26 protein-coding genes and 1 pseudogene are annotated in these 21,601 nt (G+C 41.9%); 11 read left to right on the forward strand and 16 right to left on the reverse strand.

All coding sequences use genetic code 11. The annotated features are described in order from the left end of the window. Positions 1–61 precede the first annotated feature (61 nt). The 6 genes from R2I63_RS08495 to R2I63_RS08520 all read right to left on the reverse strand — a co-directional run bounded on the left by R2I63_RS08495 (position 62) and on the right by R2I63_RS08520 (position 4,762). Positions 62–595: an IS630 family transposase gene (locus R2I63_RS08495; protein WP_316359723.1), complete on the reverse strand. Its 534-nt coding sequence runs from the start codon at positions 593–595 to the stop codon at positions 62–64. Beyond that, positions 519–887 (reverse strand): IS630 transposase-related protein, encoded by a 369-nt coding sequence (locus tag R2I63_RS08500; RefSeq protein WP_316356267.1) that lies wholly within the window; start codon positions 885–887, stop codon positions 519–521. The genes R2I63_RS08495 and R2I63_RS08500 overlap by 77 nt, the downstream gene beginning before the upstream one ends. Continuing rightward, positions 865–1,656 (reverse strand): sodium:solute symporter family transporter, encoded by a 792-nt coding sequence (locus R2I63_RS08505; RefSeq protein WP_316359804.1) that lies wholly within the window; start codon positions 1,654–1,656, stop codon positions 865–867. The genes R2I63_RS08500 and R2I63_RS08505 overlap by 23 nt, the downstream gene beginning before the upstream one ends. Positions 1,657–1,888: 232 nt before the next feature. Further along, complete coding sequence (locus tag R2I63_RS08510) at positions 1,889–2,659, reverse strand: DUF455 family protein (RefSeq protein WP_316356768.1); 771 nt, start codon at positions 2,657–2,659, stop codon at positions 1,889–1,891. A 49-nt stretch (positions 2,660–2,708) separates the two neighbouring features. Further along, positions 2,709–3,890, reverse strand: a complete 1,182-nt coding sequence (locus R2I63_RS08515; protein WP_316356771.1) for an SH3 domain-containing protein — start codon at positions 3,888–3,890, stop codon at positions 2,709–2,711. Positions 3,891–4,030: 140 nt separating this feature from the next. Beyond that, entirely contained in the window at positions 4,031–4,762 is a 732-nt protein-coding gene (locus R2I63_RS08520; RefSeq protein WP_316356774.1) for a hypothetical protein, read from the reverse strand. Between the two features lie 361 nt (positions 4,763–5,123). Between R2I63_RS08520 and R2I63_RS08525 the strand changes: the two genes are divergently transcribed. Next, on the forward strand, positions 5,124–6,428 hold the full coding sequence (locus R2I63_RS08525) for a PhoH family protein (protein WP_316356776.1): 1,305 nt from the start codon (positions 5,124–5,126) through the stop codon (positions 6,426–6,428). Here R2I63_RS08525 and R2I63_RS08530 read toward each other — a convergent pair. Continuing rightward, on the reverse strand, positions 6,425–7,192 hold the full coding sequence (locus tag R2I63_RS08530) for a protein kinase domain-containing protein (protein ID WP_316356778.1): 768 nt from the start codon (positions 7,190–7,192) through the stop codon (positions 6,425–6,427). The genes R2I63_RS08525 and R2I63_RS08530 overlap by 4 nt on opposite strands. Before the next feature lie 317 nt (positions 7,193–7,509). Beyond that, positions 7,510–7,965 carry an RpiB/LacA/LacB family sugar-phosphate isomerase gene (locus R2I63_RS08535; RefSeq protein WP_316356781.1) on the reverse strand — a complete coding sequence of 152 codons (456 nt, stop codon included), beginning with the start codon at positions 7,963–7,965 and terminating at the stop codon, positions 7,510–7,512. Positions 7,966–8,044: 79 nt separating this feature from the next. Here R2I63_RS08535 and cyoA point away from each other — a divergent pair, with 79 nt between their 5' ends. The 7 genes and pseudogenes from cyoA to R2I63_RS08570 form a co-directional block, all read left to right on the forward strand. After that, the gene (gene cyoA, locus R2I63_RS08540) at positions 8,045–8,911 is read left to right on the forward strand and encodes a ubiquinol oxidase subunit II (RefSeq protein ID WP_316356783.1); all 867 of its coding nucleotides are present in this window, start codon (positions 8,045–8,047) and stop codon (positions 8,909–8,911) included. Continuing rightward, the gene (cyoB, locus tag R2I63_RS08545; RefSeq protein ID WP_316356784.1) at positions 8,908–10,872 is read left to right on the forward strand and encodes a cytochrome o ubiquinol oxidase subunit I; all 1,965 of its coding nucleotides are present in this window, start codon (positions 8,908–8,910) and stop codon (positions 10,870–10,872) included. The genes cyoA and cyoB overlap by 4 nt, the downstream gene beginning before the upstream one ends. Further along, positions 10,869–11,462, forward strand: a complete 594-nt coding sequence (locus R2I63_RS08550; RefSeq protein ID WP_316356786.1) for a cytochrome c oxidase subunit 3 — start codon at positions 10,869–10,871, stop codon at positions 11,460–11,462. The genes cyoB and R2I63_RS08550 overlap by 4 nt, the downstream gene beginning before the upstream one ends. Then, entirely contained in the window at positions 11,459–11,788 is a 330-nt protein-coding gene (locus tag R2I63_RS08555; protein ID WP_316356789.1) for a cytochrome o ubiquinol oxidase subunit IV, read from the forward strand. The genes R2I63_RS08550 and R2I63_RS08555 overlap by 4 nt, the downstream gene beginning before the upstream one ends. 39 nt (positions 11,789–11,827) lie before the next feature. Next, the gene (gene cyoE / locus R2I63_RS08560; protein ID WP_316356792.1) at positions 11,828–12,706 is read left to right on the forward strand and encodes a heme o synthase; all 879 of its coding nucleotides are present in this window, start codon (positions 11,828–11,830) and stop codon (positions 12,704–12,706) included. Between the two features lie 70 nt (positions 12,707–12,776). After that, positions 12,777–13,415 carry a carbonate dehydratase gene (can, locus tag R2I63_RS08565; RefSeq protein ID WP_316356795.1) on the forward strand — a complete coding sequence of 213 codons (639 nt, stop codon included), beginning with the start codon at positions 12,777–12,779 and terminating at the stop codon, positions 13,413–13,415. A 71-nt stretch (positions 13,416–13,486) separates the two neighbouring features. Next, positions 13,487–14,109: pseudogene (locus R2I63_RS08570) on the forward strand (IS5 family transposase); the annotation flags it as partial. Between the two features lie 22 nt (positions 14,110–14,131). On the opposite strand, the gene R2I63_RS08575 reads toward R2I63_RS08570, so the two are convergent. The 6 genes from R2I63_RS08575 to R2I63_RS08600 form a co-directional block, all read right to left on the reverse strand. After that, entirely contained in the window at positions 14,132–14,665 is a 534-nt protein-coding gene (locus tag R2I63_RS08575; protein ID WP_316359726.1) for an IS630 family transposase, read from the reverse strand. Continuing rightward, positions 14,589–14,957: an IS630 transposase-related protein gene (locus R2I63_RS08580; protein WP_316356349.1), complete on the reverse strand. Its 369-nt coding sequence runs from the start codon at positions 14,955–14,957 to the stop codon at positions 14,589–14,591. Before R2I63_RS08580 ends, R2I63_RS08575 begins: the two co-directional genes overlap by 77 nt. A 59-nt stretch (positions 14,958–15,016) precedes the next feature. Continuing rightward, positions 15,017–15,424, reverse strand: a complete 408-nt coding sequence (locus R2I63_RS08585; protein WP_316356798.1) for a transposase — start codon at positions 15,422–15,424, stop codon at positions 15,017–15,019. Continuing rightward, positions 15,378–15,557 carry a hypothetical protein gene (locus R2I63_RS08590; protein WP_316356801.1) on the reverse strand — a complete coding sequence of 60 codons (180 nt, stop codon included), beginning with the start codon at positions 15,555–15,557 and terminating at the stop codon, positions 15,378–15,380. The genes R2I63_RS08585 and R2I63_RS08590 overlap by 47 nt, the downstream gene beginning before the upstream one ends. A gap of 8 nt (positions 15,558–15,565) precedes the next feature. After that, on the reverse strand, positions 15,566–16,075 hold the full coding sequence (locus R2I63_RS08595; RefSeq protein WP_316356806.1) for a helix-turn-helix domain-containing protein: 510 nt from the start codon (positions 16,073–16,075) through the stop codon (positions 15,566–15,568). 134 nt (positions 16,076–16,209) lie between these two features. After that, complete coding sequence (locus R2I63_RS08600) at positions 16,210–17,742, reverse strand: DEAD/DEAH box helicase (protein ID WP_316356808.1); 1,533 nt, start codon at positions 17,740–17,742, stop codon at positions 16,210–16,212. 201 nt (positions 17,743–17,943) lie between these two features. On the opposite strand from R2I63_RS08600, the gene R2I63_RS08605 reads away from it, so the two are divergent. Beyond that, a complete protein-coding gene (locus R2I63_RS08605; RefSeq protein ID WP_316356811.1) occupies positions 17,944–18,120 on the forward strand; it encodes a hypothetical protein in 177 nt (58 codons plus the stop codon). Between the two features lie 314 nt (positions 18,121–18,434). Here the strand turns inward: R2I63_RS08605 and R2I63_RS08610 are convergent, their stop codons facing one another. Further along, positions 18,435–18,974: an IS630 family transposase gene (locus tag R2I63_RS08610; protein WP_316355518.1), complete on the reverse strand. Its 540-nt coding sequence runs from the start codon at positions 18,972–18,974 to the stop codon at positions 18,435–18,437. An 8-nt stretch (positions 18,975–18,982) separates the two neighbouring features. After that, the gene (locus R2I63_RS08615) at positions 18,983–19,492 is read right to left on the reverse strand and encodes a helix-turn-helix domain-containing protein (protein WP_316355520.1); all 510 of its coding nucleotides are present in this window, start codon (positions 19,490–19,492) and stop codon (positions 18,983–18,985) included. A 50-nt stretch (positions 19,493–19,542) separates the two neighbouring features. Between R2I63_RS08615 and R2I63_RS08620 the strand changes: the two genes are divergently transcribed. Beyond that, positions 19,543–19,962, forward strand: coding sequence for a nucleoside deaminase (locus R2I63_RS08620; RefSeq protein ID WP_316356814.1), 420 nt, complete (start codon positions 19,543–19,545; stop codon positions 19,960–19,962). An 82-nt stretch (positions 19,963–20,044) separates the two neighbouring features. Continuing rightward, the gene (locus R2I63_RS08625; protein ID WP_316356818.1) at positions 20,045–21,592 is read left to right on the forward strand and encodes a SulP family inorganic anion transporter; all 1,548 of its coding nucleotides are present in this window, start codon (positions 20,045–20,047) and stop codon (positions 21,590–21,592) included. The last annotated feature ends 9 nt before the right edge of the window (positions 21,593–21,601 follow it).

Genomic DNA, 21,601 nt, shown 5'->3' on the forward strand with positions numbered 1-21,601 from the left:
CACGCACCTAGTTTGGTGACCCGTTTTGAATAGAGCATATAGCTAAAGTGACTTAAATTAGTTATAGGCAGTGCTCCTTGAAAAGTTCGTCTATTCCACATTGATATTTTCTTCGCTTAGACTTTGCCTGTGCCCACTTGTGTTCAATAGGGTTTAGATCAGGAGAATAGGGAGGAAGATATTCCAAGGTATGGCCTGCAGCCTGGATCTTCTCTTGCATAGATTTGCTTTTATGGAATGAAGCATTATCCATAACCAGAATACTTTCAGAGGGAAGTTTCGGTAGCAAGTCCTCCTCTGCCCAAATGGAAAAGGCATCTGTATTAATATTGCACTCGAATAACGCAAGTGTAAGGAGGCTTGTTCCAAGTAATGCCCCTATTGCATTTGTTCTTCCTTTTGCTCCCCAATCATGAGTGCCAAAACATCGCTGTCCTATTTTGGAGTAACCGTGGGTGCGGGGCATATCATGGGCAAACCCGCTTTCATCAATATATACAATTGGCTTTCCCAAACGTTTATATTCTGCGATTTTCCCTTGAAAGATTTGTCTTTTTGTTTCGCAGGCCTTGGGATGGTTGAGCGTTTTTTTTATAGCTAATTCTTAACCTCTTCATGGCACACCGAATGCCTGAAGTGCTTACGTTGAGACGATGTGCTCGTTCATAGTTGAAGGCATCAGGGTATTTCTTGATATCCTCCATCAAGATCTCTCTATCAATCTTTATTGCAGGTCTGATTTTAGTGCGCCTCGGCTCTAACCTCTTAGACCAGAGAAACACACTATTTACACTTACTCCAAAGCGTTTTGCTACTTGGGCAAAGCTTAATTTTTCTTTGCTTCGGATTGATAGAACTTTTTTTCTAAAATCTAGCGAATATGTCATTCAAAAAATTATAACTAAAACGAAATATTTTAGCTATATAAATCAGGAGAGGGCCAAATGCGGCGCCTAGTCCCGACCATGCATAGAGCACAAGCTCAAAAATGGATCCAGGGCACATAAAGGCAATGAAGAAAGCAAGAAGCGCGACGGCAAGGATTCCTAATCGGGAGACTTTTAAGAGCTTTTTCTCGCTCGCCTTTTTGTGGAATATTCTTTTATAAAAGTCTTCAGAAAGGATCGAGGAAATGATGATGAGCTGAGAGCTCATGACATTGACGATCGCAGCAATAATTGCGCAGAGGATAAAGCCAATCACAAAGGGAGAGAAGTTTTCCTTCACCATCTCAATAAAGATCATCTCGGGGTCATAGATCCCGCTAGAAAAGAAAGGGACAGCTACGAGCCCTGCAAATGTAGCGGCACAAAGCGAGAGAACCATCCAAGACATCCCTATCCGCTTCGATTGTTTCATTTTTGAGACATCTCGGATTCCCATGAATTTCGTGAGGATATGAGGTTGCCCAAAATACCCAAGTCCACATCCGAGTGCCATAGAGACAATTTGAAGGAGAGTTAAACCCTTCAATGAAGGGATGAGGGAAGGTTTATCAGCAAGAACCTGTCCAATTGCAGGAAACCCTTCTACCTTGCTCAAGATTAAGAAGGGAACAACTAAAATGACTCCGAGGAGAAACAGACCTTGAAAGAGATCTAACCATGCTAAGGTGGTGAATCCTCCTATGAGGACGTAAGTGATGACGATTCCAATTCCAAAAAACTAGAGAGGGTGAGGTTGCCTATCTTTTCAGTAAAAGCCAGCTGCTCATGTCACTTGCATGAGCAGCAAGCGCTGTGAGCCATGTTCCTAGCGAGCGGTTTCCCATTAGAAATCCCGCGGTATTTGTTTGCCTTTTATATGAAAAAATCCCTACGCTCAAGGCTAGTGAAAAGTAAAGAATAATAGCTAATAGTTGAATCATGGGGAAAATTGTAGTGAAAAGTTAGAGAGATTTCAAGCTTTCAATCCACTGCGGCGAGATACCCGCTTGTTTCCGGTGCTCTTCATGAATTACAAAGCCTCGTGCTCGCTTCGGCGTGAGCAGAGGACTTTGAGCTTCTTTCCAGGCATCCCAGTCGCTCAGTTGTGGAGATTTAAATTTTTGAAGCCAGCTCCAACCAAATGAGACATGGGCAATCTCGTCTTTCAAGATCCGTGCCATAAGTGCTCCAGCTTCCTTGTCTCCGTGTTTTTCAAAAGATTGCCCATACATTGGAGCAAAATCAAGATTAGCCATTTCAAAGGTTAAGCTCATCACCGAAACATATTCAATCGGGGAGTTTAAGTAAGGGGTATGACACCAGAAGTGGCGATAAAGGGGAAGGTCTCCAAAACTGACCCCTAGTCTTTTCAATTGCAAAAGATAGAGGCGGACATGTTCTTGCTCTTCTTTTAGAGTGTGGGCAAGCCCTCTGCGAAAGTGACTAGGAGCATCAGGGAATTTTAGTAAGGCGTAAGCCATAATCTCAACCGCAAGAAGTTCGTGGCCGGCAAAGCGGTGGAGACATGCCGCACGGCTATCTGGCTTATGGTGGTCATGAAAAGGCGGGAGTTTATTTTCTCTTTTGACCTTTTGGAAACGGAGCTGAGTTGGGCGGGTTGGCTCATTCCATTCCATAGGAGGTCCGGGTTGAAAATCTGTCAGCTTTTTGGGCGCCCACAGTTTTCCTTTCAGGGTATCGGCTCCTAAAATAGAAACGGCCCATTCTCTCATCTCAAAAGAGATAGGAGGATGAGCCGATAAAGAGGAATTAGCGTCCTTTTTATTCAATTTCGAGGACGTAGTACGCAGGGAATGCGAAGTTGTTATTGGGTCTAGAAGAGACAATTAAATTGACTCGCTTTCCCACAAAATCTTCAAGATTAACATGCGTGCTATAAACATATGCTACAGTGATATCTCTGTCTTTTACAACAAAGTTACCTGGCTTGTTTTTTACAGGTTCTCTATATGATTCTAAGATTCCAGAAACCGTTTTGCTCTTCATTTTCTGGTCTGCATAGAAGTCGTCCATTGTTTTGGCGTGATGCATTGATGACCAGCTCAAATACATGGCTTCCTCAATAGGCTCCCAGACTTTCATTCGGTCTGTTGGAGAAAGAACGTCTTCAGAGTGATAGGCAACCTCATAGATACTTCCAGAAATTTCTTGATTTTTACCCATATTTGATGCTTTGGCTTCAAGAAAAGAAATTTTGCGGTGCAAGTAGTCTTCCTGAATTGCATGAAGTTCCTTCTTTGCTGAAGCAACAAATGTTGGAAAGTCACTAAAGTCTTTAATGATGGTGCCATAGTTATGGGTTACGCGTTCAATATCGATTTCATGAAAAGCCTTACGCATTTCAGCTTGGCTGAGAAGGTTTGTCGACTCTAAAAGTTGAGTAACTGTTGCCTTTCGCTTGTCTTGAACAACTTTAAGCTCGGGTTTTCCAGCATATTCAACATATTCCTTAGCAATGAAAAACTGAGTATTTTCTGGGGCATCGATCTCCATCCATTTGTTATTATCATCACAAATGTTTCCGTTAATGGAATGCCCAGTGCTATAGTGTCCAATAATGGGGGCATCACGATCAGGAGAAAGGCGGACATTAACGCGATCGCCTTCAACAATATCATCAATAATAAACCCGCGGAAAATATATGCTTTTAAGTCTGCTGGGGCTTTTACTGTATAGAAATCTCCTTTTTCTCCGGTCACAACAACATACTCGTCTTTGCCGAGCTCGGTAATAATGTGACTATCTAGGTCAGCAGAGGTTCGCATCCGAACATTGCTTCCAACGATTTTTCCAGTGAAGGCTTTAAACTTTGAACCCGAGTGCGCAGGGGTTGTATCAACCGATGTAATCGATTTGTCGAGTGGGGGGGCTGCATCTGCAAATGCGGGAGCCGAAAAAGCTCCTAACATTAGCAGCGCTAATAAAGCATAAGCTTTAGACATAATTCGTACTCCTAATAAGAAAAGTGTTCTGCTTTCTCATTCTAGAGAACGACTGTTTAAATGGCCAGGACAAAATTAATAGAGCTATTCCATATTAGAGATGCTTTTTTATTCGACTCTCTTAGAATAGTGAGATGGGTTCAACTGTTAAGAACAGTGCGAACGTGTTCGCAGTTTTTTTCGCCACATGTACATCCCACGGGATTACCCAAAAAGACTTGATAGTGCTCATTTACATCTAAGGGATTGGAAACAATGTAGAGCTTGTCTCCTTCCTGCTTGATGTCCCAGTCGCGGAAGCGTAGGTCATCTTCGGTGACTTCTTCTTCGATCTCTTCTTTAGGAGAATCCTGTAATTCACCTTGAATAACTTTTGCAATTTGGCAGTAAGGGCAATTGCAGTGGGGCTCTGCTTTAGGAATGTTCATTTGTTCCATGTCCATTCCAAGGGCTTTAGTGATCGATGTGATTTTTTCAATGACATCGGGGGGCATTTTTGGAGTGTTTGCCTGATCAGGGTTATGTTGAAGAAAAGAACTGATGTTTTCAGCCCCTTCTGCTCCACTCATCTGAAAAGGGATTCCAAAGGAAAAAGAAACGTCATTTTCTTTTTCAGGTGTTGGTTCAAAAGTTTTGAGAGACTCGGCTTGAGGTTCTTTCGTCTCATGGTCCACATATTGAGAGTGGGCATCAAAGATTTGCTCAATGAGCTTTTCTTCGAGTCCTGGGATCTCGATTAGAGTTCCATTGTGAAGGACGATGACCAGAACTTGTTTTCCTTCCATCTCTTTCATATGAAGCGTATTGATATTCTTCCATGACGTGGAGATATAAGGAGGGATGCTTAAAATTTTATGATTGATTTTCTTCATATCATCCTTAATCAGACGGTTTATTCGAACCTATCCCCATTATACAGATCATCCTATTCTCAGTCAATAGAAAAGCTGGCACTCATCTACCTTGACTGCTGAACGCGTTTATAATTTACTGTTTATAAGTGTGTTATGATATTGTGTTTTAGGTTGTTCTCTGCCTGTTGGATCTTATAATGGCTTTTGAAATCGTAAGGTAGCTTAGATCAACCACCTTCATTTTTTTTGAATCTTTCTTGATAGGATTTGCTTGGCAGGAATAAAAATTCGATTATAAAGAAGAAAGAGAATGCGATTTAAGGAGGTTCATAAGTACTGTAATTTACTGAATAATAAATGATTGAAAAGGAGCAAGCTTATGGCAAGCAAAACTTTTGTCCTGGATACGAACGTTCTACTGCATGATCCGGAAGCGATTCAGAAATTTGAGGGCAACGATGTCGTAATGCCTCTGGTAGTGTTAGAAGAGTTAGATAAGATGAAACGGTTCAGTGACGAACTTGGGAAGAATGCACGGCAAGTGATTCGTTTCGTTGACGAGATTAAAGGGGATATATTTAAGGGAATTAAGTTAGAAAATGGAGCGACGTTCTCCATCTTTGCCGAAGACAAATCAGTTCAAAGGGAAGGCTTTCCTCTTCCGCTGGATAGCAATAAACACCGTATTCTTTTCTGTGCATATAAATTAAAGCAGATAGGCCGAGAAGTGGTCATCATGATTTCAAAAGACTTTGTTTTAAGGATTAAAGCGGAATCAATTGGTATTAAGGCTCAGAATTATGAAAGTCTCAAGGAGTTTTTTGATAACCTCTATCGGGGATTTAGAAAGGTTGAAATCCCCAAGGGAGAGATTGACACTTTTATGACGAAAGGGTTTGCTGAGTTGCCAAGCGAAGATATGATAGCAAACGAATATGTGCGCTTTCACTGCCCTGAAAAATCAACGGCCATGGGGATTTATAACCCGAAAAAGAAGAGAGTTGAGCAAGTCAAGGGGCAGACTAAAGAGGTCTGGGGAATAAAACCCCTCAATGATGAGCAAGAATGTGCCATGGACATGCTTATGAATGACGATATTAAATTGATTACAATGATCGGACAGGCAGGAACAGGGAAAACCTTGATGGCTCTCACGGTTGGCCTTCGCAAAACTTTTGATGAGGGGGTCTATAATCGGATTCTTATCTCAAGGCCTATTATGCCCCTTGGAAAAGACATTGGATATCTTCCGGGAACAAAGGAAGAAAAGATGTACCACTGGATGCAGCCAATCTATGATAATCTCGAGTATATTTGCGAATCAACGTCAGGTTCGGGGAGTGCGTCGGATACAAAACAATGGATTATGGAAAGTGAAAAGATTGAGATGGAAGCGGTCACCTTTATAAGGGGGCGTTCTTTAGCTCATACCTATATCATTATTGACGAGGCGCAGAACCTGACACCCCATGAGGTGAAAACCATTGTTTCAAGAGCTGGTAAGGGAACCAAAGTGATCCTCACGGGAGATCCGACACAGATCGATAATCCTTATCTTGATAAAGACTCGAATGCGCTTACTTACGTGGTGAGTCGTTTTAAGAAGGAACCGATTTATGGTCACATTATGTTCGAGAAAACGGAGAGATCGCAGTTAGCCGCAATTGCTGCTAAAGTTCTCTAAACAAAAAATGGGTGATTCACAATCTCATTTCCAGAGTAGGGGAGATTTCCGGTAAGGAGTCCTTTCTCTGAGTTATATAAAAGGTCTCCGAACTTTGGACTTTGTGATAATTTCTGCTTGGAACCAATAGAGGCTAGCAGATGGGCAAATGATGTCCATTCATTCTTGACTCTTTCTGGATTGACCTTTTTTGCAAGGCCAAAGTCTAGAAGCTTTAGTCGATAGGGATCTTTTCCTTCTTTGGTATTCTTTACAAGGATATTTCCTTGGTGAAGATCGTTATGAATATACCCATTTGAGTGAAGGGCATGAAGAGCCTCTGCAAGTTGTTTTCCATATCCTTTAACGGTCTCTGAATCTAGTGGGGCAATGCGTACACGGTTCCATAAAGGAACTCCATCAATAACTTTTGAAAAAACTCCTGCAAGAAGGTGTTTGGAATGCATTTCAGGGTCGTAGTTTTCAATATAATGGACTTTACCTTCATGATAAGTCAATAATCCGGTAGCTGTTCCCAAATGTTGACCTGAGGGAAGTTTTAGTCCAAGGGCATCACCAAACAGTTCTTTCTCTTCATTAGCAATGGGTATCGGTCTTTTTTCTAGCTTGAGGGCGATGTCTTTTTTGCTTTTCCCATGAAGCTTTAGAACGACACCAAAAGCACCTTCGCCAAGCTTCTCTTCATATTGAGTGAATCCCAATTCTTGAAGCTTAGCAACTACCTGAGAAGCGATAACTTTTTCTGATAGTGCATAATTGATCATATCAAAGAGGGTGGCCGGTCCCTGAGTATATTTTCTCCCACTAGTGGTAGAAGAGTCGTATGTATTACTTGTGACGCACCTTTTAAATAGAGCAGGGACCTGATCTTTTTTTCTTAATGTAATTAAATCGGAATATTAATTGTATTTTAAATTACACGAGTAAATTACATCTTCTAAATATTCAAAGGCTTGGTGTTCTTACTTAAAATTGGCAATCACGGCTTCTTCGCTTTCTAGGGGTGGGTGGGCCTCTAGCCAGTCACGTTCTTCCAAAATGAGTGAGCTTAGTTGCTAAGAGCTGAAAGTTGACAAAGCGCTCATTTGCTTCTCTTTTCAATTGTTTCAAGTTCTTTGATTTGAGATAGATTCCAGGCATCAGTACTAAATGGCGTTGAGAACCACTGATCGAGAATTTCTTGGAGTATTTCAGATGAAAGAAGACGCAAGCTGAGTCCGAGGACATTGGCATGGTTATAAATGCGTGCTCCTTTGGCTGTTTCTCCATCGACACAAAGGGCAGCGCGGATCCCAGGGAATTTGTTGGAAAGAATGGTACAGCCTGTTCCTGTCCAGCACAAGACGATGCCTTCATCAGCCTTCCCTTCGTGAATTTCTTGAATTGCTTTTCGAGTGACTGTTGTCCAATCCTGATCTGCAGCTTCTTTTTCAGGCCCAAAGTAGATCGTTTGATGCCCCTGTGATTCAACCTTACGAATAAGCTGGTCAATAATGGGGCGGTATTCGTCTGAACTGATTGCTATTTTCATACCCATAATTTTTTATTGTAGACAAGATGTGCATTATATTGTAGAACCAAGAATTAACGTAATTTTTTTTTGAGAATGCCTTGAGATGAAAAGAGCTTTTAAAATCGTCGTTATCACTCTCCTCATCATTGCTGTCGGAGCGTTGACTGTGTATTTTGTCAGCACTCATAATATTCCTGTTTTAGAACCGAAAGGGCTAATCAGTGTGAAAGAAAGAGAGTTAATTATTACCAGTTCTTTACTGATGCTTATTGTGGTAATTCCTGTTTTGGTTCTAGCTGTTGTTTTTGGTTGGAAATACCGGGAAGGAAGAGGCTCTAAGCATACTCCTGATTGGGAGCATAATAACATTGCAGAATGTTTTTGGTGGGGTGTTCCTGTCGTGATTATTATTATTCTTGCTGTGATTACATGGAAAACCAGCCATGACCTCAATCCATTTAAACCTATTCAAAATGGAACAACTCCTATCAAGATTCAAGCTGTAGCTCTAGATTGGAAGTGGTTGTTTATTTACCCTGATCAAGGAATTGCAACAGTAAATTATGTACAATTTCCCGAAAAAACACCTATTGATTTTGTTGTCACCGCTGATGCACCGATGAATTCATTTTGGATCCCTCAACTTGGTGGGCAGATTTATGCAATGCCAGCAATGACAACTTCTATTCACTTACTTGCAAATGAAACTGGAGAGTTTGAGGGACGTTCAGCAAATATTAGCGGGAAAGGATTTGCTGGTATGATTTTCAAAGCAGTTGCAAGCAATAAACAAGACTTTCAGAACTGGGTACAGCATGTTAAGAGTTCTGGGAAAGAACTTAGTTGGGATATTTATAAACAGCTGGTTGAACCAAGCGAATACAATAATGTAGAGATATACGGGAAGATCGAAGATCAGCTTTTTGATCAGATACTGATTCAATATATGCCAGAAGGAAGTAAAAAATGAGTTTATTTGGAAGACTTGGTGAGCATGCATTGAAGCATGACTGGATTGAATATGCTGCAGATGTATCAATTGTAGGCGGTGCTTTAGTTGTTATTATTTTGATAACCTATTTAAAAAAGTGGGGTTGGCTTTGGAGGGAGTGGTTTACCTCGGTTGACCATAAGAAGATAGGAATCATGTATATAGTTTTTTCAGCAATTCAACTTGCAAAAGGATTGATTGACGGTTTAATGATGCGTGCTCAGCAGGCCACTGCTTCTGGAGACTGTATGGGATATTTAGGAGCGGAACACTTCCAGCAGATTTTTACAGCCCATGGGGTAACGATGATCTTTTTTGTAGGAATGGGAGTGGTTTTTGGAATTATCAATCTTGTATTACCTCTTCAAATTGGTGCGCGTGACGTCGCTTTTCCCCTTCTTAACTCCATTAGTTTTTGGCTCTTTGCAGCAGGAGGACTCTATATCTTCATCTCGCTTGTGATTGGAGTCTTTGCCGGGACGGGGTGGACCGCATATCCACCCCTTGCCGGTCTTAAGTATAATCCCGGAGTTGGTGTTGATTACTGGCTTTGGAGCATACAGATATCTGGAGCAGGTTCCTTGTTGTCAGGCATTAATTTCTTAGTAACAATTCTGAAGATGCGCTGTCCTGGAATGAAGCTGATGAGGATGCCAGTTTTTGTTTGGGCAACGCTTGCTACAGTGGTTCTTGTGATTTTTGCATTTCCCATTCTAACTGGAACAATTGGAATGCTTTCAACAGATCGTTTGCTGGATACAAAAATTTTTACAGCAGACTACGGGGGCAATCCTATGATGTATATCAACTTAATATGGGCGTGGGGACACCCAGAGGTTTATATTCTTGTTCTTCCCGCATTTGGGATTTTTTCGGAAGTTGTACCCGTGTTTTCTCACAAAAAACTCTTTGGTTATACATCAATGGTTTGGGCCATTGCTGTGATTACATTCCTCTCATTTATTGTTTGGTTGCATCATTTTTTTACAATGGGTGCCGGGGCAAACGTAAATGCTTTTTTTGGAATTATGACAATGGTTATTGCCATTCCTACTGGAGTGAAAGTTTTCAACTGGCTTTTTACCATTTATCGAGGGAAAGTCACATTCACAACTCCAATGTTATGGTTCATGGGGTTCATTTTTATTTTTGTCACAGGAGGGATGACTGGAGTAATGATGGCAATTCCAGGAATTGATTTCCAAGTGCATAATAGCCTCTTTTTAATTGCTCATTTTCATTCGGTAATTATTGGCGGGGTTCTATTTGGGTTTTTCTCAGGATATTCCTACTGGTTTCCCAAGTTTACAGGTTTTAGACTCAACGAAAAATTGGGAAAATATGCGTTTTGGTTTTGGTTTGTTGGATTCATCGTTGCTTTTTTCCCCCTTTATCTTCTCGGGTTTATGGGTGCAACACGCCGAATGAACCATTACCCTGCTGGAAATGGATGGCAACCTCTCTTTATTGTAGCCTGTATTGGAGCTTTTCTTATTTTGATTGGGGTTTTGTTCCAGGCTGCTCAACTGTATAAGAGCATTAAAGAAAGAAATGAGAATAAAGACACAACTGGAGATCCATGGAATGGAAGGGCTTTAGAATGGTCTACAGCGTCTCCTCCTCCATTCTACAATTTTGCGCATTTACCTGAAGTCCATTCAAGAGATGCTTTTTGGGAACTAAAAAAGTCTAAAAAAGATATTGCCAAACGGAAGTATGAGGATATTCATATGCCAAAAAATTCGATGGTGGGAGTCAATATTGGCATTCTAAGTTGCGTTATGGGATTTGCTCTTGTTTGGCATATCTTTTGGCTTGCAGCGATTACCTTTATAGGCATTCTTGTTGCTCTAATTGCCCGCCTTTTTGTGAAAGAAACCGATTATTATGTTAAAGCTGAGGAAGTTGAGCAAATTGAAACAAGGAGTCGCGCTACATGAATACACACGAGGTGAGTCCGGATACTCATCATGATGTTTACTCTAAAACGGTTTTTGGGTTTTGGCTCTACTTATTAACAGATTTCATGCTGTTTGCCACAATTTTTGCAGCTTATGCTGTATTGAGTGGCAATCATTTTGGAGGGCCGACTCAGAAGCAACTTTTCAATTTAGATCATGCGACGCTTCAAACCGTTATTTTCTTGATCAGTACATTTACTGTCGGAATCGCTGGAGTCTATACTCATAGAAAGAAGAAAGGAGGGACAATCGTTTTTTTTCTCATTTCTTTTGTGTTGGGGATTGCCTTTTTGGGGATGGAATTTCATGAATTATCCTATTTTATTGCTGCTGGGAGTGGATGGGAAAAGAATGCTTTTGCATCGTCATTTTTCTCTCTAGTAGGGATTTTTGTTCTTCACCTTGTTTTCGCGCTTTTATGGGTGATTGTTCTTCTTATTCCAGTTTTCCGCTTTGGAATTACAGCTCGCTCGGTGCTACGCCTTACTTGTCTCAAGATGTTTTGGCAGTTTCTTAGCATTGTTTGGGCTTTTATTTATACAATTGTTTACTTATTAGGAATCGTATGATTGATGAGCATCATGGATGGAATCTAAGTTTTAAACCCTTATGGATTGGGTTTGTTATATCTCTTGTATTAGTGGCTTCTGCCTACAGGATTGTGGCATATGGGCACTTAAAACATGACACTTTAATGTTATCCATCATAATGATTGGTTGCGTTTTAGCATTGATTCAGTTGATTTTTTTCCTCCATCTTGGACTTGAAGAAAAACCGCGTTGGAATTTAATCATGTTTATTTTTGGGGTCGCTCTAATGTTTATACTTATTGGAGGAACAATATGGATTATGAACAATTTGAACTACAATGCGATGCCTCGTATGGGGCATTAACCGCTGTATTTACAGAAGAAAATATGAATTTAGGATGAAATGGAAAAAACACTAAGAAGTCCTCTGACGTTGAAGCACTATCTTCTCCTAACGAAGCCAGGGATCATCCTGGGAAACGCACTGACGACTGCTGGAGGGTATGCTTTAGCAGCAAGAGGACACTTTGATTTAGGACTTTTTCTGTATATGGTTCTGGGACTTGCTTTAATCATTGCGTCTGCTTGTGTTTTCAATAACTATATCGACCGCAATCATGATGCAAAGATGAATCGTACTAAATACCGTGCCTTAGCCCGTGGGATTATTCCTCATCGAAAAGCACTTCTTTTTGGAACCGGGCTTGGTCTTTTAGGCACATTGACCTTTGCTATAGGAACAAATCTATTAACAACTTGCGTTGCCCTAACGGGCTTTTTTTTCTACGTGATTGTCTACTCACTGTCGAAGTATCAGACAACTTATGGGACCCTTATTGGAAGTATTGCAGGTGCTATTCCACCAGTTGTGGGCTATACCACCGCGGCGCATACGCTTGACCTTGGAGCATTCATCCTTTTCGCTATTATTGCTATGTGGCAAATGCCCCACTTTTTTGCTATCGCCATTTACCGCCTTAGCGACTATACCAAGGCCTCGATTCCTGTTTTTCCCTGTGTTAAAGGAATGCGCAAGACAAAGGTCCACATGACCACCTATCTTCTCGCGTTCATCATGGCGACAGCTCTTTTAACCCTTTGTGGCTATACTACGTCGACCTTCATGCTGATTATGGCGCTTGTTGGCATTTCTTGGCTTATTCTTGCCCTCAAAGGTTTTTCTGCTAAAAATGATGCGCGCTGGGCCCGAAAGATGTTTATTTTTTCTCTTGTTGTCGTGATGACGCTCTCCGTCGCCCTACCGTTTACGACGGCTTCTTAAAGATCAGATTCGCTCGATTAAATCAGCAAATTATAGAAATAAATCAAGCTGGGACCCTACAATGGGTTCCATGAGAAAACTTAAAGAATTATTTGAAAAAAATCGCACGTGGTCCGAAGGGAAGAAGAAAGAGGATCCCGATGTTTTTAAAAGGCATGTGGATGGGCAAGCTCCAAAGTATCTCTGGATTGGATGCTCTGACAGCCGGATTCCTGCGAATGAAATGATTGGGCTAGAGGCTGGAGAGGTCTTTGTTCATCGTAATGTAGCTAATATCGTTCCAAACACCGACGTTAATTGCCTCTCTGTTCTAGAGTATGGCGTTGAAAATCTCGGGATTGAGCATGTCATTGTCTGCGGGCACTATGGATGTGGGGGAGTTGCTGCTGCTATGGAAAATGCTCAGTTTGGACTCGTTGATAATTGGCTTCGCAACATTCGAGACGTCTATTTCCGCGAGAAAGAGACTCTTGATCAAATCCAAGACAAAGAGGGAAGGTATAAACGCCTTGTGGAGCTAAATGTTTTGACACAGGTGATGAATGTTTGCCATACCACGATTGTTCAAAATGCCTGGGCCAAAGGGAAAGCACTTGCCATTCACGGATGGGTTTATGATATTTCTACGGGTCTTCTTAAAGACCTCAGCTGTTGCATCACCTCTCTTGATCAGATCGACGATGCCTACCGCACCCTAAAACTTCATTAGATAGTGTCGTCAAGAAATTTTGAATTTGATATACTTTGCTGTCTTATACCAATGCAACAAAGGAATTTTCTATGGGAAAAGCATCGCATCGTCGCCACGATATTTCAGATAAAGTCTGGGAATTGTTAGCTCCTCACCTGCCAGGTCGAAAAGGGGGTTGGGGCGCCGTAGCAAAAGATAACCGTCTGTTCATTAACGCTGTTTGCTGGATTCTTCGAACAGGCTCTCCTTGGAGAGACTTACCACCTGATTATGGAGATTGGAAAAACACTCACCGTCGCTTTTGTCGTTGGCGGGATGCTAGAATTTGGGAAGCGTTCCTTGAATGTTTAGTGGAAGATTCTGACTATGAATGGCTCATGATAGATGCGAGCCATATTAAGGTGCACCCTCATGCATCGGGAGCTAAAGGCGGTAATCAAGACATGAGTCGGACAAAAGGGGGCTTAACACAAAAATACACTTGGCCGTGGATGCGCATGGTATGCCAGTCCGAATTATTGTTACGCAAGGTACCACTCATGACAGCACTCAAGCAAGTTTCTTGATCCAAAGTATTTCAGCAGAGCATTTGCTCGCCGATAAAGCTTATGATAGTGACGCAATTATATTGCAAGCCGAGAGTCAGGGCATAAATCCAGTCATTCCTCTGAGGTCAAATCGCAAAAAATGGAGAGAATTTGATAAAGAACTATAGCTAAAGTGACTTAAATTAGTTATAGGCAGTGCTCCTTGAAAAGTTCGTCTATTCCACATTGATATTTTCTTCGCTTAGACTTTGCCTGTGCCCACTTGTGTTCAATAGGGTTTAGATCAGGGGAATAGGGAGGAAGATATTCCAAGGTATGGCCTGCAGCGTGGATCTTCTCTTGCATAGATTTGCTTTTATGGAATGAAGCATTATCCATAACCAGAATACTTTCAGAGGGAAGTTTCGGTAGCAAGTCCTCCTCTGCCCAAATGGAAAAGGCATCTGTATTAATATTGCACTCGAATAACGCAAGTGTAAGGAGGCTTGTTCCAAGTAATGCCCCTATTGCATTTGTTCTTCCTTTTGCTCCCCAATCATGAGTACCAAAACATCGCTGTCCTATTTTGGAGTAACCGTGGGTGCGGGGCATATCATGGGCAAACCCGCTTTCATCAATATATACAATTGGCTTTCCCAAACGTTTATATTCTGCGATTTTTCCTTGAAAGATTTGTCTTTTTGTTTCGCAGGCCTTGGGATGGTTGAGCGTTTTTTTTATAGCTAATTCTTAACCTCTTCATGGCACACCGAATGCCTGAAGTGCTTACTTTGAGACGATGTGCTCGTTCATAGTTGAAGGCATCAGGGTATTTCTTGATATCCTCCATCAAGATCTCTCTATCAATCTTTATTGCAGGTCTGATTTTAGTGCGCCTCGGCTCTAACCTCTTAGACCAGAGAAACACACTATTTACACTTACTCCAAAGCGTCTTGCTACTTGGGCAAAGCTTAATTTTTCTTTGCTTCGGATCGATAGAACTTTTTTTCTAAAATCTAGCGAATATGTCATTCAAAAAATTATAACTAAAACGAAATATTTTAGCTATATACCATTCGTAAAAAATAACGTCATAAAATAGCCCACGGTCTTGAGCAGAGCCTTCTCACTCTGGTTGGAGTGTCAACAAATGCATTCCATGCATCGCAGCAGGCCATTGTAATCGCATCATAATCTTCATAACAGCGATTCGCTAGATGTTCATCTCGAAGCGTTTGCCATACTTGTTCTGTTGGATTCAACTCTGGAGAAACCGGAGGAAGCGGTAGAAGGCTTATGTTGCTAAACCTTTTAAGTCGCTTTGTTGTATGCCAAGCAGCTCTATCCAGCACAATAACTGCATGACTTCCTTCAGGAATCTTCATGGAAATGTGCTCAAGATGCACAAGCATTGCTTCTGTATTTACAGCTGGCATTACAAGGCCTACAGCTTCATCTCCTGACGGGGCAAATAGCTCCAAATATGTAAGCGTATTCAAATTGCTGCTGACGTGCGAGCCGAGGACGTGTTCCTTTATTGGCCCATGTACGGGTTACAGTGCCTCTTTGCCCCACTCTAGCCTCATCTTGGAACCAAATATCAACAGACTCTATTTCTACTCCTGCTGGCAATGCCTCAACTACTTTTTCTGAGAAGTTTTTTTAAAAGTCTCTTGGGCTTCTAAGTCTGCCTTGGGGTGAATTGATCGACCCGAGATCCAGACGAGGTCAGCCCTTTTCAATGTATTGTATACCGTCTTCAAAGATGGGTCGACTCCATATTTTGTTTTCATCAATTCCAAAATGTCTTTCCCTTTGATACGACCACCTACTTTCTTCTCTTGCAGCTCTAAAACAGCTTGCCTGAATGCAGCTTGATTTTCTCGAGGTATCAATGGCTTCTTACCTCTACCCGGCTTATCTTTTAACCCTTCGAAACCTTCCGTTCTAAATCTCTTGATCCACCTCATCAAAGACCTGAGCTTCACCCGTACAAAGGCTGCTGTTTCTGTAAACGCCTTCCCTTCTTGGAGATGGGCAAATGCCAGAAACCTCCTCCTTTCTCTTGGACTCCCCTCTGTTTTAGCAAGCTTATCGAAATCGTACTGATCAAGTCCTTTTATCTGGGCGGCCTTTCTTCCTCTCAACACCCACCTCCTGTTAAACTCAAACAGCTTACATGAAAAGACCAATTAAATTTATGACTTTATTTTTTACGAATGGTATTAGCTAAAGAAGCATCTATTTTGTTAGCTGATCATTCTAATTATAAAAGAGTTGCTTGTTATCTACCTTGGCGACGGCTCTTTTTCTGGGCAGTTTTTCTGGGTTTGAAGCCTTGGTTTTCATTCCTAGAAGGACGCGCTTTGCTTTGAGACTTCTTGTTACCCCAGGACGAACCAGGTTTTTTGCTACCACGAGACGATTCAGCTTTTTTGTCCCCCCAAGATGAACTAGCCTTCTTTTCGCCGCGAGGTGAGCTTGATCGCTTATCTCCCCAGGAAGAAGTTGTCTTTTTCTTACCACGAGATGAATTAGGCTTTTTGTCTCCCCAAGATGAACCGGTCTTCTTATCACCTCGAGAAAAACTAGGCTTATTGCCCCCGCGAGATGACCGCGTGCGGTTAGATCTATGATTGCGAGATCTTCGTGGAGGGCCATTTGAAGAAATTTTTGTTGGATCTGGCTCTAGACCTGGGATCACTTCAGTATCAATCTGCTGTCCAGTGTATTTTTCGATCTGCTTCATCATATGAGCATCGCGTCCGGCAACTAGAGTCAGGGCTATTCCTTTAGCTCCAGCGCGCCCAGTACGGCCGATACGGTGGACATAATCTTCTGCATTCTCAGGGATGTCGAAGTTAATAACGTGGGAGATCTCTTGGATATCAATTCCTCGAGAGGCGACGTCTGTCGCAACGAGGATACAAATCGATCCATTTCGAAGTTGTGCGATGGTGCGTGTGCGTTGTCTCTGGTTCATATCTCCATGAAGGGCTCCTGTGGGATACCCTTTATCACGCAGCTCATCAACAAGCTGGCCAGCGTGGCGTTTTGTTGATGTAAAAACGATTGCATTTGTCACTTCATCCTGACCCAGAATATGATCAAGAATACGATTTTTGTGGTGTAGGTCGTCAACAAAATGCACTTTTTGATCAATGTTTTCATGAGTCATTTGCTGAGAAGCAATTGCAACCTCTTTAGGATTATCTAAGAGTTTTTTAGACAATTTGATGACACTTCCCTGCATTGTTGCAGAGAACATTAACGTTTGTCTGTCAGAGGGTGTTTTCGAAGCGATATCCTCTACGGGCTTTACAAAACCCATATCGAGCATGCGGTCGGCTTCATCAAGGATGAGCATTTCGAGTCGAGGGAATTCAACTTTCTTTTGGTGGATGAAGTCAATCAATCTTCCAGGTGTTGCAATAAGAATATCTAACGAGCGTCTAAGTTTTGGTGCTTGTTTGTGATAGGGGATTCCTCCAACAACGGAAACCACTTTGACATGGGGGAGATACTTTGTATATTTTTTAGCTTGTGTTTCAATCTGCATTGCAAGCTCGCGTGTTGGAACGAGTATCAGAACTCGAGGTCCTTTGCCACCTTTTGAGGGGGAAGTCACTAAGTGGTTAATAGCGGGCAGCAAAAAGGCAGCTGTTTTTCCCGTTCCCGTTTGTGCTGAAGCTCGGATGTCGACTCCTTCCTTAACCACAGGGATAACCGCTTTTTGAACCTCTGTCGGTTCAGAGTATCCTGCAGCAGCGATTGCTTCAAGAATCTTAGGATGAAGATCTAAATTATCGAATGTCATTTTCTAACCAACTTAATTTTGAAATTTCTACTAGTCTATCATGTTTGATTGGTTAAAAGATACGTAAATTATACAGACCGTCTTTCAAAAAGGAATGCATTGAATTAATTTTTACTCGTGCTCTATGTTAATCTTCATGAAGATGTATGATATTTCTTTGACTCTATCAGAATCGATCTCATTGGGATGGATTACCTTAGCGTGGCTCCGTTTGATAGTCTTGTTAATACCCATCGAAGCCTCCTCAAGGCAAAGGTGGTTATTTTTGAGGGGGTCAATCTTACAGAGGTCTCTCCAGGGACCTGTACGCTTTACTGTTTTCCGATAAAGATTGCAGGTTCCGATGAAGCTCCGGCAAGAACCGTTTTAGTGGAGTAAAGTTGGATAGTGTCTAGAATCCATAGCCGATAGTAAGACCTGGCTAGACTTTGGCTGCAGATGTTTTTGAAAGAGGCGCCGTAGTAGTTACTTCTTAAGGAGAGGTTATTGTTCCACCGGTAGCCCATGGAGTCTTCCATTCTTTTAACAAAACTCTTCATGAAATAGAGTAAGCTGCTGTAGCTAGAAAAAGGAAATTGTTAACGGTTATAGAATGGATTTTGTAAATAGAACGATTAAAATTGCGAGGAAGAATGTGGAGGGTGGTGGAGGTCCCTTTGCTTGCGTTATTATACCATTCGTAAAAAATAACGTCATAAAATAGCCCACGGTCTTGAACAGAGCCTTCTCACTCTGGTTGGAGTGTCAACAAATGCATTCCATGCATCGCAGCAGGCCATCGTAATCGCATCATAATCTTCATAACAGCGATTCGCTAGATGTTCATCTCGAAGCGTTTGCCATACTTGTTCTGTTGGATTCAACTCTGGCGAAACCGGAGGAAGCGGTAGAAGGCTTATGTTGCTAAACCTTTTAAGTCGCTTTGTTGTATGCCAAGCAGCTCTATCCAGCACAATAACTGCATGCCTTCCTTCAGGAATCTTCATGGAAATGTGCTCAAGATGCACAAGCATTGCTTCTGTATTTACAGCTGGCATTACAAGGCCTACAGCTTCATCTCTGACGGGGCAAATAGCTCCAAATATGTAAGCGTATTCAAATTGCTGCTGACGTGCGAGCCGAGGACGTGTTCCTTTATTGGCCCATGTACGGGTTACAGTGCCTCTTTGGCCCACTCTAGCCTCATCTTGGAACCAAATATCAACAGACTCTATTTCTACTCCTGCTGGCAATGCCTCAACTACTTTTTCTGAGAAGTTTTTTTAAAAGTCTCTTGGGCTTCTAAGTCTGCCTTGGGGTGAATTGATCGACCCGAGATCCAGACGAGGTCAGCCCTTTTCAATGTATTGTATACCGTCTTCAAAGATGGGTCGACTCCATATTTTGTTTTCATCAATTCCAAAATGTCTCTCCCTTTGATACGTCCACCTACTTTCTTCTCTTGCAGCTCTAAAACAGCTTGCCTGAATGCAGCTTGATGTTCTAGAGGTATCAATGGCTTCTTACCTCTACCCGGCTTATCTTTTAACCCTTCGAAACCTTCCGTTCTAAATCTCTTGATCCACCTCATCAAAGACCTGAGTTTCACCCGTACAAAGGCTGCTGTTTCTGTAAACGTCTTCCCTTCTTGGAGATGGGCAAATGCCAGAAACCGCCTCCTTTCTCTTGGACTCCCCTCTGTTTTAGCAAGCTTATCGAAATCGTACTGATCAAGTCCTTTTATCTGAGCGGCCTTTCTTCCTCTCAACACTCACCTCCTGTTAAACTCAAACAGCTTACATGAAAAGACCAATTAAATTTATGACTTTATTTTTTACGAATGGTATTACTAAGGATGGAGAAGTCTTAGACGAGGCAGCCAATCAAGTGGCTCAAACAAACGATCCCACTGCTCATGCCGAAATTTTAGCGATACAAAAGGGTTCACGGGTTTTAAAATCAGAGTATTTTTACGGATGCACGTTTTATATTCTTGCTCACTCTTGCCCGATGTGCCTTGCCGCCATGTACTATTGCAGCCCAGAGAAGGTCATATTTATCACAACTCGAGACGATTACTCTAAGTTTTATGTGGATGATCGGAAGTACTTTACACTTCTAAATTTCTATGAGGAGATTGGAAAACCTTGGCAAGAGCGCGCGATCCCTATGGAGCATCATCCAGATGATGAAGCCTTTGCTGTTTACAAGCTGTGGCAAAAGCTCAATCGCCCAAAATAGACGAGACTATTTACTTCCTTGGAATTATACTTTTGTATAGTATGGCCGGCCCATTCATAGATGAACCCTAACTTGGACACCGATGATACAAAGCGTTAAGAAATTTCTGATGCCTTTTGAGGGTAAATGGAATATTGATTTTTTCTCTGGGCTTACTGTTGCCTTGGCCCTCATTCCTGAATCTATTGCATTTGCACTGGTGGCACATCTTGATCCATTAGTGGGGCTATTTTCAGCGTTTTTCATGTGCATCATTACCGCAATATTCGGTGGGCGTCCTGGAATGATCTCAGGTGCAACGGGCGCGATGGCAGTGGTTATTGTTTCTTTGGTCATCCAATATGGAGTTGAGTATCTATTTGCGACTGTCGTGTTAACTGGTATTTTCCAGGTACTAGTGGGTGTATTCCGCTTGGGCAAACTCATCCGTATCTTGCCAAAGCCTGTAATGGTGGGTTTTGTAAACGGTTTAGCGATTGTTATTTTCTTGGCACAATTAGAGCAATTTAAAGTCACTGGTAATGGTGAAGCTGTTTGGTTAACAGGTTCTCCGCTGTATTTAATGATTGGGCTGATTATCATTGCCATGGCTATGACCTACTTTCTCCCAAAATTCACCAAGAAAATACCGTCTGCCCTAGTTGCAATTATCGTTGTTTCAGCGCTAGTACATCTCTTCAATTTAGATACGCGTGTTGTTGATGATATGATGGGAAGAGAGCAAGTTTCTGCGGCATTTCCAACCTTTGCTTGGTTGCAGATTCCGCTGAGTTTCACGGCTATTAAAGTCATCGTGCCCTATGCTATTACGCTGTGCATCATTGGGCTTTCTGAGTCGTTAATGACCCTGTCTCTTATTGACGAAATGACCCACACTAGAGGTCGTGCTAACAGAGAGTGTATCGCTCAAGGCCTTGGAAACATTGTTTCTGGCTTTTTTAAGGGGATGGGTGGTTGCGCAATGCTAGGACAGAGTATGATCAACATTAATTCCGGTGGGCGCGGGAGATTTTCAGGGGTTGTTGCTGGGATTACGCTTTTTATTTTTATTATTTTTCTCTGGCCCATCATTAAACTGATCCCTCTAGCAGCTCTTGTAGGTGTGATGTTTATGGTGGTGATCGCAACCTTCGAGTGGGCAACGTTTAAATTTATTCGTAAAATCCCCAAGCACGATGCCTTTATCATTGCTTTAGTGACGCTTGTCACGGTTTTTACCAATTTAGCTGTTGCGGTTGTCGTAGGGGTGATTATTGCTGCATTGGTTTTTGCATGGGATACCGCAAAAAACATCTATGCCGAGAAGAAAACCAATGCCAAAGGCGAAAAGGAATACATTCTGCATGGCCCATTGTTTTTCGGATCTGTAACGCAGTTTAAAACCTTATTTGAGATAAAAAATGATCCGAAAGAGGTGATCATCGACTTTATGCATGCACGAGTGACCGATCACTCAGCGATTGAAGCGATACAATTTATTACCGAACGCTATATGGCATTGGGTAAAAACTTGCATCTTCGGCATCTCAGCCCCGAGTGCAAATTACTTTTAGGCAGAGCTGGGGATATGGTTGAAACCAATGTATTAGAAGACCCTGATTATCGCGTGGCATCCGATAAACTAGGATAAAAGATTCTC

The organism is Candidatus Neptunochlamydia sp. REUL1, from assembly GCF_963457595.1.
GTDB lineage: Bacteria > Chlamydiota > Chlamydiia > Chlamydiales > Simkaniaceae > Neptunichlamydia.